Origin of the sequence: Alteribacter salitolerans (genome assembly GCF_016901055.1) — a bacterium.
GTDB classification, from domain to species: domain Bacteria; phylum Bacillota; class Bacilli; order Bacillales; family Salisediminibacteriaceae; genus Alteribacter; species Alteribacter keqinensis.
Window position 1 is genome coordinate 357,107 of the sequence record NZ_JAFEUX010000004.1, and the last position, 14,161, is coordinate 371,267.

General features: G+C 46.3%; 8 protein-coding genes. 4 read left to right on the forward strand and 4 right to left on the reverse strand.

The window, feature by feature from the left end; all coding sequences use genetic code 11:
* Positions 1-16: 16 nt before the first annotated feature.
* Both JSY36_RS10445 and JSY36_RS10450 read right to left on the reverse strand, forming a co-directional pair.
* The gene (locus JSY36_RS10445; RefSeq protein ID WP_205166352.1) at positions 17-3,211 is read right to left on the reverse strand and encodes a M14 family metallopeptidase; all 3,195 of its coding nucleotides are present in this window, start codon (positions 3,209-3,211) and stop codon (positions 17-19) included.
* Between the two features lie 340 nt (positions 3,212-3,551).
* A complete protein-coding gene (locus JSY36_RS10450) occupies positions 3,552-4,964 on the reverse strand; it encodes an alanine/glycine:cation symporter family protein (RefSeq protein ID WP_183163774.1) in 1,413 nt (470 codons plus the stop codon).
* 500 nt (positions 4,965-5,464) lie between these two features.
* On the opposite strand from JSY36_RS10450, the gene JSY36_RS10455 reads away from it, so the two are divergent.
* From JSY36_RS10455 to alr, 3 genes are all read left to right on the forward strand, one after another.
* The gene (locus JSY36_RS10455) at positions 5,465-6,718 is read left to right on the forward strand and encodes a PucR family transcriptional regulator (protein ID WP_205166353.1); all 1,254 of its coding nucleotides are present in this window, start codon (positions 5,465-5,467) and stop codon (positions 6,716-6,718) included.
* Between the two features lie 112 nt (positions 6,719-6,830).
* Positions 6,831-7,961 carry an alanine dehydrogenase gene (ald, locus tag JSY36_RS10460; protein WP_205166354.1) on the forward strand — a complete coding sequence of 377 codons (1,131 nt, stop codon included), beginning with the start codon at positions 6,831-6,833 and terminating at the stop codon, positions 7,959-7,961.
* A 105-nt stretch (positions 7,962-8,066) separates the two neighbouring features.
* Positions 8,067-9,251, forward strand: a complete 1,185-nt coding sequence (gene alr, locus JSY36_RS10465) for an alanine racemase (RefSeq protein ID WP_205166355.1) — start codon at positions 8,067-8,069, stop codon at positions 9,249-9,251.
* 526 nt (positions 9,252-9,777) lie between these two features.
* On the opposite strand, the gene JSY36_RS10470 is transcribed toward alr, so the two are convergent.
* Both JSY36_RS10470 and JSY36_RS10475 read right to left on the reverse strand, forming a co-directional pair.
* The gene (locus JSY36_RS10470) at positions 9,778-10,896 is read right to left on the reverse strand and encodes a M20 peptidase aminoacylase family protein (protein WP_205166356.1); all 1,119 of its coding nucleotides are present in this window, start codon (positions 10,894-10,896) and stop codon (positions 9,778-9,780) included.
* 126 nt (positions 10,897-11,022) lie between these two features.
* Complete coding sequence (locus JSY36_RS10475) at positions 11,023-12,324, reverse strand: lysine N(6)-hydroxylase/L-ornithine N(5)-oxygenase family protein (RefSeq protein WP_122897501.1); 1,302 nt, start codon at positions 12,322-12,324, stop codon at positions 11,023-11,025.
* A gap of 672 nt (positions 12,325-12,996) precedes the next feature.
* Between JSY36_RS10475 and JSY36_RS10480 the strand changes: the two genes are divergently transcribed.
* Positions 12,997-14,154 (forward strand): M14 family zinc carboxypeptidase, encoded by a 1,158-nt coding sequence (locus JSY36_RS10480; RefSeq protein WP_205166357.1) that lies wholly within the window; start codon positions 12,997-12,999, stop codon positions 14,152-14,154.
* The last annotated feature ends 7 nt before the right edge of the window (positions 14,155-14,161 follow it).

The window sequence follows — 14,161 nt, forward strand, 5'->3', positions numbered from 1 at the left end:
CAGGCCCTCCTTCGCTTTATTCCAAAATACGATACTGATTTAAATCCACTTCTGTTTCATCTGCTTTTGCTTTTATCTTCACTTCGGTTACATTGACAGTCTGGTCATCACGATCACGGCCGTTGTATACCTCTTCTTCTGTGCTGACTTGAATCGAAATCATAAAGGCATCCCCAAGTTGTTCCGCAGCCGATACAATATCCAATTCTGACACAGGAATCACGTAGGACCTTTCACCGTCTGTAACCTCTATTTTCGCTTTTTCGTTGTGCTTTTGAAGGTTTTCAATATCCCCGAAAGGAATTTCTACTTCCAGGAGTTCAGCCCCTCCGCGATCAGAAGTGATGGTTACACGGTCTGCACGCGTAATTGACTGAACAGCGCTCATCACTTCACCCTGTGCGACCGTCGAGGTTACCTTGCCATTGTCACGAGTTTCATCTACATGTTCTTTATTAACTGCGACTCCCTGTCCCCGGCCGTTGTTTCCTCTTCGTTCAGCCTCTTCTGTTACCGATGCATAAACAGCATTTGCAAGGAGTCTGTGGCTGTGTTCTGTATGGGCTCTGAAAGCAAGCTCGTTTGCAAACAGGGTAAAAGAGGCTTCTTCTGTATTTGTTGTAAAGGCCATGGTCTGTCCTCTGGCCCCGTCATTTCCAGGCCACCAGCCGGCACGGTAAAAATCATCGTCGCTGCTGAATTCAGCAAGAATTTCAGCACCTTCAGGAACTTCAGATATCCAGGCTCCTGTGGTGATGTAAAGCTTCTCTTCATTTTCATAGCCTGCAGTAATCGGGTGATCGGCTACCTCGGCTTTTACAAGTCCTTCATGATTGGTTCTTGTATAGTCAAAATTAAACCCTGGCAGCATGCCGCTGTTGCGAACGCCGCTTAACGCACTGACGCCAATGCCGACATAGGACTTCCCGGCAACCTGGTCCTGGTTAAAAGAACTGCTGTCACTAACAATGACATCTGCTTCTGACTGATTCACAAGCTCGAAACCGAGTTCCTCCATAGAGTACCTCAGCTGTGCAGACCCTGTTACAGCCACTTTAGGTTTACTCAGCACATCTGACGCCACATTCTGTCCATTGCCAAGAGGTTGTGAGCTGAAATAATACTCTTCCCCGTACTTACGAAGATCCTGCGTTCCGACAAGGTAATCCCCTTTTTCAACACGTCCCCTGGACTCCTTGGCTACTTCAACGGTTTTACCGTCAGACAAAAGGGCATTCACTACTCTGATCGTGTCATTGGTGTTGTTGGCAAGGACCTGTCTTGGTGAATTACCTGTAACCGAGCCAGAAGGGATCTGTACTTCAGTTAATTCAGACGTTTTTCCTTCAAACAGCCCCGTTTCACGTACGTCAAGGGTGTCAAATCCTCTTAAGTCAGGGAAGTTCACCACAATCGGATCGTACATGGCGCTCCAGTCAGACACATCATCCCCTTCGTAAAGAACGGCGTTGGCAAGGCCTCGTTTAGCCTGGTTCATCGGCACCACAAACGTTCCTTCCGGATAGGTGTTTCCATCAATCGTTACCGGCTGGGTGGTTTCTTCCACCTTCACCCCGTTACGAAGTAAATACTCAGCCATGTTATAGGCTTCGAGCACATTTTTTTGTTCTTTTTCATCTGCAGGGATTACGTAATATTCCGGGAAGAAGCTGTCATGTTCCCCGCGCACCCGTCCTATGGACTCCCCTGCCGCATTGACAAAGTACTCGTCCACAGCGGGATTGTCTTCTCCGTTTACCCCGCGCTCAAAGATCTCCAACTGTTTTTTAAATAGCTCGTCTTTATTTTCAGTAACATACAATGCAGACCCAAGCCCTACACCAACCATGGCGCGAAGGGAGTTCTGGCTGAGGGTTGGCACTTCAATCGTATGGCCGAGGGAACCGTGAAGCATGGCATACATTCCCGTGTAGGCCGGACTCATGTCATCCCATCCGCTGTCCCACTCAAGTCTTGCAATAAAGTAAGATGTTAAGTCGGATTCTCCAACTCCGGTTCTTCCCATCGTATGGGCGTGATCGATCATATTGTTGATGAGAAGGTCATATTCAAAGTTCGGATTATGCGGCGGCGTTGTAGGCTCAATTAAAAATCCGTTCACATACCCGTGCATATCCACAAAGGACAACGGTGTCCATTTTGCGATCAGTTCGTTCACCTGCTCGGTTTCCACCTGTGTCTGGTAGGCATTATCCCGGTTCAGGTCAAAGCCGTTCGCATTTCCCCTCGTATTTTCTACACGGCCGTCAGGATTACTCGTAAACATATACAGGAAGATCACATCATCCAGCACCTCGTCCACATCAAGACTTACCGGGTACTCATCGCCGTCCTCGTCAGTGGTCACAAAAGATACTTCATCTTCGAGGGCAAACTTCTTTAGAAGTTCAACTTGTGCGTCTACTCCTTCAACTTCATCTGGGTGAATGTTATTAAACCAGATCGGAACCTGGTAATCTCCCATCGTTCCTTCCTCGAGCTGTTCCAGTAAACTTGCCGGGTCTTCCAGAGCTGCCGGAAGCGTTTCATTCAAGTACTTGTCTACAGCCCCTTCGTCCCTTGCGAGAATCACAAAGTGGATATCACGTCCTTCAACAGACTCGCCTGCCTTCTGGTACTCAAGGTACCGATCATTTAGATCAGCTGCTTCATTAAAGACCTCGTCTATTGCAGGCATGAGCTCTTCATAGAACAAAAACTCATCATAAACATTCAGTGCCACCATTGTGGCAGCAGTCTCGCCACTTGCCGCATCCACCATTGCCAGCTCGTAATCTCCGATAAACTGCTGGTACTGGGTACGGATCGTTCGGTTTGAGAGATTGGTAGTGTTGTAAAGCAAGCCAAATTCCAGTGTGGCCGTAACTTCACCACTGTCACTTACTTCAGGACCTTCAATGACAGTAATAAACGGGTCCCCGTTATAGTTCGACCCGCCAGACCATTTTCTCCATTCCTCCAATGGCTTTCCGCCAAAAAGAAATTCAAGGTTCTCCACGTCGACTTCTTCACTAAGATCCGCCTTCACATTTACGGTCCTCGTTTCCGTTAAAGAAAAAAGCGTCCTGTCTGCTTCAAGCTCAGAAACCTCACCTGCGTCTTCTGCGTATGTACTCTGATGCGTTACCGGGGCTGCGAGCGTCAGTAACAGTACGAAAGCCAGCCATCCAATCGAAAGTCGTTTTAACATGAAATCCTCCTTATATATATTTATTAAATTGCATATCTATAAATATAGCAGAGCATTTCGACTCTCGTAATATATCTGTGGCAAAATAGTCCTTTCTTCTATTGGTCTTTTTTGGAAACTGGTTATTTAGTCTCTGGGTTGCTGGTCCTTTGGACTCAGGAAGTCAGGTGAAAGGATAATGAGAATCACCGTTGCTGGACAACACAAGAAGCCCATTCGTGACAATAAAAGGGCGGCTCATAAGGTATGTGCCTTATGAGCCGCCCTCTACTTGTGTGGTGAGTGTAAGCTGGAGTAAACCCGTCAAATGATAGAAAAGAACGGCTCCTCAGGTCTTGGTTCAGCTTGCTTTTTTAACCGTGTCAGCAGCTTTAAAATGATTCTCAAAATAATCGTTTGTTTCCCTTACTACTACTCGGCTCAGAAGGATAAGAGCGATTAAGTTAGGAATCATCATCAATGCGTTTGCCATATCAGCAAAGGCCCAGATCGTTGTTAAATTCGCCATTGCCCCAATCCCGCAGGCAGCGATATAAACCGTACGGTAACCGGAAATTCCTTTACGGCCCGCAAGGTATTCAAAGCACTTTTCACCATAAACATACCACCCGACAATCGTTGAAAAACCAAAGAAAATAACAGAGAAGGCAACTATGTATTCACCGACAGTACCGAGTACAGACGCAAATGCCGCACTGGTCAGTGCTCCTCCATCAAGTCCTGCCTCATGAGATACACCTGACAGCTGTCCGCCAGTCGGATCCCAGAAACCTGTAATAACAAGAACAAGACCTGTCATAGTACACACAATAATCGTTACAATAAAGGTTCCAGTCATAGCAACCAAAGCCTGCTTTACGGGATGATCGGTTTTGGCGTTCCCTGCAATTAAGGCTGCAGTACCAAGTCCTGCTTCGTTGGAAAAAATTCCCCGGGCAACACCATTACGAATCGCTTCGGCAACAACAACCCCTACAAAACCACCGGTGGCTGCAACCGGGTTAAACGCGTAATAAAAGATCGTCTGAAAGGCCGGGATAATCTGATCAAAGTTGATAGTGAGAATGAGTAAGGAACCGAAAATATAAAACACAGCCATAACCGGCACAAAGAAGCCTGCAACAGCACTGATACGCTGCAATCCGCCAAATATAATCAAAGCTGCGAGCCCGGATAACAGAATGGCGGTGACAATATTACTGACACCAAAAGACGTTTCCATTACACCGGCAATCGTATTCGACTGTACGCTGTTTCCGATCCCGAGAGCAGCAAAGGCCCCGAACACGGCAAACGCAATGGCAAGCCATTTAAACTTCCGGCCAAGCCCGCGCTCAACATAGTACATCGGCCCGCTCGAATATTCGCCGCTTTCATTTTTCACGCGGTACTTCATGGCAAGAAGGGCCTCTGCATATTTTGTGGCCATTCCCAAAAGACCCACAATCCACATCCAGAAAATAGCTCCCGGCCCCCCGAGGGTAATCGCAGTGGCAACCCCGGCAATGTTGCCGTTACCGATTGTGCCTGCAAGGGCTGTCATGAGTGCCTTAAAGTTACTCACGTCCCCTTCGTCTTTTGAACTGCTTTTACCTTCTTTCGTAAATGCCAGTTTAAATGCATATAAAAGCCGTCTGAACTGCAGCCCTCTTAACATCACTGTAAGTAGTAAACCTGTTCCGAATAATAGAATTAAGCTTGGCGTTCCCCATAATACGCCATTAATTCTGTCCAAAATTGCAAGTATGTCCAAAAAATGACCCCCTCATGATGACAGCGCTTTCAGAAGTATAGGGGTATTCTATCATCTGTAACCACCTATGTTTTTGTTAAAATACTAAAATATCATACTACATTTTTGGGTAATTAAACAAATGTCGACAGAATTCGAAAAAACCACATAATTCAGTTTCCTCTCCCTGCCGGTTTTATAGTATTTAATTTACGCTCTTTTCGTTAATATTATTGCTATTTTTCACACAAACATTGCAAATATGGATGAAGCTTACGTGCCTTCGCTTTCCGTGGCCGTGCCCTCAAGCCTCCTCGGCTGTGACCTGCGGGGTCTTGCCCGGCCCCAGTGCCACAGTAGTCTCGGGCACTTCCGCTTCCTCATTACTATTATTATGAAAGCAACAATATTTCCGAAAACAAGCTTTTTAAATATGATTCTGAATCTGCTCCCTTTCTTTCCACCATAAAAAAGAATAAAATAGAAAAAGATGATCTTGTACTAATCAGAGGAGTTTTAAAATGAGCACCAAAAGTACACACCCAAACCCTTTTAAGGGGTCTTTCGGCAGTCTGGAAAACCTTGTAGATAAAATCAGCGATGTTCTCGAATGTCCGGTTACGATAGAAGACCCAGCCCACCGTCTCCTTGCCTACAGTTCCCATGGTGAGGGAACGGATTCTGCCAGAATTGCCACCATTATGAGACGCCGTGTTCCGGAAAGAGTCATCAGCAGTCTCTGGAAAGACGGGACGATGCAGCGTCTTCATCAAAGTGAAAAACCTGTAAGAATTTCTCAAATCCAGGAAGTAGGCCTTGGGGACCGAATCGCTATGACGATACGTTCAAAAACCGAAATTATCGGTTACATATGGCTCCTGGAAGTTGACAACCAACTGGACGATGACGACTTGGAGCTTCTTTCATATGCATCTCAAGCTGCCAAAAACCAGCTTGTTCAGCTTCATGGACGTAAAAAGAAACGTGAAAAGGGGCACCAGGAGTTTTTCTGGCAGCTTTTGACCGGTCACCTGAAGAATCATGATGAGATCTCCGAGTCATTCGAAGGATTCAATATCAAGGTAACTCTTCCCGTTGCTGTATTTGTGTTTCAGTTTCCCGAGGAGATCAACGACAAAACTGAACGTAATATTTCTTATATGATTACAACTACTCAAAAAATCATTGCTCCTCTTTACGCTTTAGATGGAAACGAACTGGTTCTTCTCGGCTCCCCTTCCTCTGTGACGAATGGGATTCTTTCACCGGAAGCTTTTATTGAAGAATTCACGTCCCAAATGGCCCTTCGGTTTCATAGTGGAAACCTGATCGGAGGAAGCGGTAATGGATACACCGACTATACTAAAATAGAGACAAGCTACCAGGAAGCCCTTTCAGTCTTAAAGTTAAAAGAACAATTCTCTGATGAACTCCGAGGTACATGCACCTATAACCACCTCGGTATATACAGGTATATTGATGTTCTCTCTGCTAAAAACAAAGAAGACGGGTACGAGAACCTCTCTCTGAAAAAACTAAAAGAGTACGACCTCCTTCACAACACCCAGCTCAAGGAAACCCTCGATGTGTTTCTTATTAAAGACAGCCACGTGAATGAGGCAGCCAAAGCATTGAACGTTCACAGTAACACCCTCAATTACCGGCTGAAGCGGATCACAGAGGTGGGCGGCATTAACTTAAGAGACCCTAATGAGAAGATGACCCTCTTTCTTGATATGAAACTGGATAAGTTGAAACAGAACGGCCTTTTGTAGATTTACACAAAAGGCCGTTTTATTTTTCTCTATTCTCACCAAAGCCATATTCCATCAATGTGATTTATACTCACCTTATCAACAAGCTACCATATTGAAGGAGGCACTATCTATGATTATTGGAGTACCCAGAGAAATTAAAAACAATGAAAACCGTGTTGCCCTTACACCGGCAGGAGTCATCACGTTACGTAAAGCCGGTCATACAGTATTAATTGAAACGGCAGCCGGAGTTGGAAGCGGTTTCGAAGATGCAGATTACATAGAAGCGGGAGCAGAGATTGTCTCAACAGCGAAAGAAGCTTGGGCTGCTGAGATGGTCATGAAAGTAAAAGAACCCCTTCCCGAAGAATATGGTTTCTTCTATCACGGTCTTATCCTGTTTACCTACTTACACCTTGCAGCAGAACCCTCCCTTGCGAAGGCTCTCACGGAAAAAGGCGTAACATCCATTGCCTATGAAACAGTTGAAGTGAACCGTACTCTGCCGCTTCTCACCCCAATGAGTGAAGTCGCAGGACGTATGTCTACACAAATTGGAGCTCAGTTCCTTCAAAAATCCAACGGTGGAAAAGGAATTCTCCTTGCCGGCGTACCTGGTGTTCAAAGAGGTAACGTTACTGTGATCGGAGGCGGAGTCGTTGGAACAAACGCCGCGAAAATTGCAATGGGCCTTGGAGCCAATGTCACCATCATTGACCTGAATCCCGACCGTCTTCGTGAACTCGATGACATTTTTGGGAACGAAATTCAGACTCTGATGAGTAATCCGTTGAATATCGAGCAGGCTGTAGCTAAGTCTGACCTCGTCATCGGTGCTGTTCTAATTCCAGGAGCCAAAGCACCGAAGCTTGTGACTGAGGAAATGATCAAGCAAATGACACCGGGGTCCGTCATTGTTGACGTGGCCATTGACCAGGGTGGTATTTTCGAGACCGTTGACCGCATCACTACACACGATAACCCAACTTATGAAAAACACGGTGTTGTTCACTACGCTGTTGCAAACATGCCAGGTGCTGTTCCAAGAACATCAACGATCGCCCTGACCAACGTAACCGTTCCTTATGCTGTTCAAATTGCTTCAAAAGGTGTAAATCAAGCATTTGCTGATAATGCCAACCTTAAAAAAGGCTTAAATACAGCTGCAGGACACATCACTTACGAAACAGTTTCCCATGATCTCGGTTACGACTATGTATCACCTGATGAGGCCCTTGCCCAAATTCTTACAACTGTTTAATTTAATCAAACGCCCCTCAAGATTGTCTCCTGAGGGGCGTTCTTTGATCCGGATCTTTACACGGTTTTATAATGAGATATTTTTTACGAAAGGAGAAAGACGCAGATGACGTTCAGCTACCGCCCAACGTGGGCAGAAGTAGATCTCGATGCAATTTGTGAAAATACACAAATATTTAAAGCCCGTCTCCAGCCTCAAACAAAATTGATGGCCGTTGTAAAAGCAGACGGATATGGACGTGGGGCTGTGGAGATCGCTCGTGAAGCTTTGGATTCAGGTGCGGACTGCCTTGGTGTTGCGTTCCTGGACGAAGCTCTCGTCCTTCGGAATGCAGAAATAAACGCACCGATTCTTGTTCTTGGCTACACCACCGGGGAATCTGTGGGAACCGCTATTGAAAACGACATTACACTTACCGTATTTACAGAAGACGTGATCGACAGCATTATAAGGGAAACAAATGTACGTAAAAAGAACGTCTCCGTTCACCTCAAAGTTGATACAGGGATGAGCCGGATCGGTGTTACCTCCCCTTCATCAGCTGTTCATCTTGCCAAAAAAATCACGAACTCCACATACGTATCACTGGAAGGTATCTTTACTCATTTTTCCAGCGGTGATACAAAGGATCCTTCCTTTACAACCAGGCAGTTTGAAGCATTCCAAACAACAGTCCATACAGTGTCTGACAATGGAATCTCCATTCCCGTTAAGCATTGCTGTAACAGCGCAGCAACGATTCAGTACCCTCACATGCATCTGGACATGGTCCGGGTTGGAATAAGCTTATACGGCCTCCTTCCCTCACCAGAGGTTGCTCCGGTTCCGTTAAAAGAAGCCCTGAGCTTGAAAACAAAAATTGCTCACGTAAAGGAAACCGCTCCAGGCAGTTTTATAAGCTATGGCTGTACACATAAAACGAAAACAAAGTCCTCAATCGCCACCCTTCCCATCGGCTATGCGGACGGCTTCTCCCGTCTGTTATCCAACGGAGCGGAGGTTTTTATCCATAACACTCGGGCACCTGTGGCCGGCCGCGTCTGCATGGATCAGACGATGATTGATATTACTCACATTCCTGTTGCATGCATCGGTGATACTGTCACTCTTTTTGGACCGGAATCCGTGTCTGTTAATGAAGTCTCATACCATATGGGAACGATTAATTACGAGGTTGTCTGTCTGATCGGCAAACGCGTCCCCCGGGTCTACCTCAAGTCCGGACGGGCTATTAAACGTACCGGCATTCTCCCCGACAACAGGATCTGTTCCCAACCCTCTCCCGGATGACCACGTTATCCACACAAAAGTCCGTTGCGTCGAAATGACAGAGACACAGGAACGTGGAGTCTCTGCTCCACCAGACAGCGAGGAGCATAAAGAAACTCAACGGGGCTGGGACATAACGAACGTGTTTAGCTGAGAAAGCGAACAATGTGCAAACTTAGCGGATGAAATACACGCAGACTCCCTCCGGATTAGAAGGCACTGGAAAAGTTAAAGATCGAACTTTTTCAGTGCCTTCTGAAAAGCAAAGGTGAGACCCCAGTGACGAGCATTTGCTTCATGAGAATGCGACGAGTTGCTTCGACGCATCCAGCTTCATAAGGGTAGCTGGCAGAGGAAGAAGCAGGTAAGCTGGAGGAGGATAACCCGCTTCCCGCGGAAAGCGAAGTATATTTCAGGAGCGGTTTATCAGCGTCGCTATGATTCATTCGGATTCTCGTTGACTAGAACACTTCTGTCCCAGCCTCCCTCCATCGTTCCCAAAAAAAAGGGCCTGTTCATGGCAGACCCCGTTTTACGTTATACAGTTTTACTTTTCCAATACTTTCTCCACCGCCCGGGTGATTATATCAACAGCCTTGGGTAATGCATTCCTGTCAAACGTCATTCTTGGATGATGAAGCCCCGGGCTTAAATCGCATCCAACCGCCAGCATCGTGGCTTTAAGCTCCGGCTTTTTAATCGTATAGAAATGAAAATCATCCCCGCCGGTCGTCTCTCTAATCGGTCGAAGCGTCTCCTCTCCCGTTGTCTCTTTAATTGCCTCGGCCATCACTTCAGTCGCTTCATCATTTAATACCGCCGCTGCCATTTCCGCTATCGTCTCCGTCGTAATCGACACATGGTTGTATTCAGCAGAAAAAGCAATCGTCCTCTCCAGCCGGGCAACCATCTCTTCCATCAGCTCGTTATTCTGGGCACGGACGTCGACCGTAAAAGAGGCTCTGCCGGGAATAATGTTGGCACTTTCCCCTCCCGCCTGAAATGCCGTGACTTTCATGGAATGAGGAACGAGAGGATCAAAATGCATATTGTTGATCGCCTGAACCAGTTCCGCACCTACCTGAATCGCATTCGTATTAAGATGGGGCCGCGCCCCGTGAGCATCATCCCCTTCAATCACACCACGGATATGGCGGGTCGCTCCATGTGAAATAGCCGGTGCGTAGCTGCCGTTATCAAGCTCCTGAACCGGCCGTAGATGCATCCCGAATAAAAAGTCCGCATCGTCCACAACACCTTTATCCACAAGCTTTAACGCACCGGCTCCTTTTTCCTCTGCCGGCTGAAAAAGAAAGCGGACCGTTCCGTTAAGCTTCTCTTTCTCCATCAGTCTAAGGAATACCCCGAGAACGATCGTCATATGTGCATCATGACCACAGGAATGATTGGCACGAAATTCTCCGTCAACTTCCTGCCAGAGGGCGTCCATATCGGCCCGGACAGCCACCACCGGGCGACCTTCCCCGATCTCAGCCACCAGTCCCGTACAGTCCTCAAATGTGGTTGATTTTACTCCTCTTTTTTCAAAAAAATCCTTTATGTATGCGGTCGTATTCACTTCGTCCCAGCTGACTTCCGGGTTTTCATGAAGGTGGTTGAACACGTCCTTTAAAACAGACTGTTCCTCTTCTCCGATGACACTCATTCCCGACTCCCCCTCAAAAACGTTGTTCCCTCATTATAAACAAAATCCGGCTGCCGTTAAAAGAGGATTCTGTTTATTAAGAACTTTCATAGAAAAAGAGTACCGGGGCTCCGGCACTCTTCTGTATTAAAACTTCTCTGCGTCGAAGTTTTGGAACACATACTTATCGTAAATTGGGTATTTCTCCCTGCCCAGCAGATGATTGATAATAATTTTGTTCCGGTGAACGGCAAGTCCGAGGTTGGTCGATCCGACACCGTGAGAATGGGAAATCCCGCTCTGGACATAAATCTGATTCGGTATACTCACACGAACCCTGTAGTCATGTTCCACTTCGTATCTGCCTTTATCATCCCAGGAGATATAGTCACTCAGGTCTTTAATGAATGCAGGAACGTTTGGACGGTACCCGGTTCCCACAATAACAACATCACTTTCGTGTGTGAAATTCAGATCCTGCTCCCACTGGCGGCAGGAAATTTCATACGTATTACCCTTTTCCTTGATCCCGTTCACTTCCGTCAGGACCTGCAAATCCACATTGATTTCCTCGTTGGACACGGAATTTTCATAAAGCAGGTTGTAGATATCTGTAATCGTATGGGAGCTGATTCCTTTATAAAGGAGATCCTGTGTAGCAAAAATCTCGTCTTTCTTTTCCTGGGGAAAGCGGTAAAAGTAATTCACATAATCCGGTGAAAACTGCTCAACTGTGAGCTTTGATTCTTCCATGGAAAAGAAGCTGCGGGACCTTGTTATCCAGGTAAGCTTATAATCATATTTCATCCGGTCTTTCAAGAGCTCACGAAATGCTTCTGCGGCACTCTGTCCCGAACCGACCACCGTGACGGACTTTGCTTCACGGCACCGGTCCTGCCTGTCCAGGAATTCGGATGTGTGAAAGACATTTTCGGACGGGAAGCCTTTAAATGCTTCCGGAAGGGCCGGATTAGTTCCCGTGCCAAGTACAAGGTTTTTACACTGGTACCGGATTCTGTCTTCCGTTTCGATGTCTTCCACCGTGACGGTATAAAGCTCATCGTGTTCTAAGTATTCAAGCTCAACAACCTTTTTGCCGAAACAGCAATTGTTCAGCTCACTTTCAACCCATTTACAGTAATCGTTGTATTCACGCCTTGGAATATCCAGCCGCTGCAAAAAGTAAAAAGGATACAGGCGGTTTTTCTGGGCCAGGTAATTTAAAAAGCTGTACCGGTTCGTAGGATCGGCCAAGGTAACCAGGTCTGCCATAAACGGCACCTGGAGCCGAGTTCCTACAATTAACATGCCCGGGTGCCAGTCAAAATGGGGCTTCTGGTCAAAGAACAGGGAATTCACTTCAGGTGTATCTTCAAGTAGCGCAGCAAGACTTAAATTGAAAGGTCCGATGCCGATCCCGACCAAATCATAAACAGTATTATTATCCACTCATGTTCCTCCTCTGTATCCTACGCTTTTCTATTCATAAGGTAACCATCATACGCACAATTAAAACCCGGTGCAGATGAGAGTAGAAAACCGCGCGTTTCTCATGTTGTTACGCTCATTTATTCACTATTGCTTCATTCTAATAGTATCAACTCTTCCACCAGGGAGCAACTGAGTTCCTGCGGGCCTTCAAATACCTCAATTTTTGCTCATAACACGCCAAGTCCGATCCCCCAAAAGCAAGGACTATTGCCCCGAATCCTTCTTCCTGCAAGCTTTCACAGTAAAATTGAAACGCATCATTATTATGACTCTTGTGTCCTTTAATCCGGTTTTCTATTTTTATTTCTCATTCCGCTCACCAAATGATACCTGTGACTATTCCCTCTTTTTTAACGAAGATTCAGAACCTGATAGGAGGTTATTCCGTCGTTTTTTGATGAAAACAGGGCTCTATTTCCCTATGCCTTCCGGATTTGTTTTTTTCGACATAAAGACAGCTGAGTAAATAGTCGCACTTTTCTGACTAATTACATTTCTCCCTCCTTCAGCATTACTAAAGAATGATAGGGTTCCTTTTGAACCAGATATATAATTTAGAGTAACAAAAATTACGGGAGGTGAAATAAAAGACCGTTTTTCAACTTTACAAACTAAATGAGGAGGCAGCACATGAAAAAGACATTTCTATCTTTATTAAGTATCATGCTTTTGTTCATTATGTTTTCCCCTGAAAGTTTTGCAAGACAAAACCATCCCCCGACAAACGGTGAAACCAACATTTCGAGCATCATTACATATGATGAGATGATCAAGGAACTGGAAAGCATTGAAAAGCGAAGCAAAGATGAGCTTGAAGTCTTCACACTGGCAGACCTTGGGTATGAATACGACAAAAGTGAACAGGGACGTGACCTGTACGTGGCGAAAGTTGGGAACGGACCAAAAACAGTATGGGTTCAAAGCCGTATTCACGGCGATGAGCCATATGGAACGGAAGCCACACTTCAGCTTTTGAAGCGCTACACAAGCAATCAGTCCGCTCAGTACCAGGATGTAATGGATGAGCTGACACTTTACTTTATTCCGATGTATAACCCTGACGGCAGTGAAATGAACATCCGTCAGACCGTCCTTTATGACCAGGAAGCTGGAGAGCCGCTTCTTAACAGCAATGGCAATGAAATCAGAGTCGACCTGAACAGAGACTGGGCTGAAGGGGCTTTTCAGGCTGTGGAATCAAAAGCATGGTACAGCTACTGGACAGACGTGCAGCCGGATTACGCACTCGATATCCACCACCAGGGGTTAAAAACCGACCCTGAAACAGAAGAAGCCATTACGATGTCACTCGGTATTTCCCTTGCACCAGGCGGACCGACACTTCCTAACCTTGAAGGTGGTCTTTATGAAGACCTGACACGCCAGATGCAGGTTCATGTTTACGACGCACTAAAAGATTACGGCTATATTAACATTGACCGCTATACAGTCGGAAACGTAAACTCCGGCTTCAGTGAAATTGATATTCACGGCGGGGTCGTTTCTGCCATGATGCTCGGTTTAAACTATGAAGGGCAGAACGAGGAAGAATACAGCCACCCGGCTATTTTCTTTGAAACGTCAGGAAACACACGCGAGGGGAATCTGGGACAGCGTGCCCGCGGTCATAACATCCAGCAGAACGTAAGAGGCATTCAGTCTCTCCTCCACGGCCTTGCCACAGGTGAGGTGTATGACGCCGATCCTGAGCGATGGGATGAGATCCCCCGTCCGGACATCGATGGGTACACAACCGACCATTCCGGATTCGTGCCGGTTGGATTTTAAGATCAGG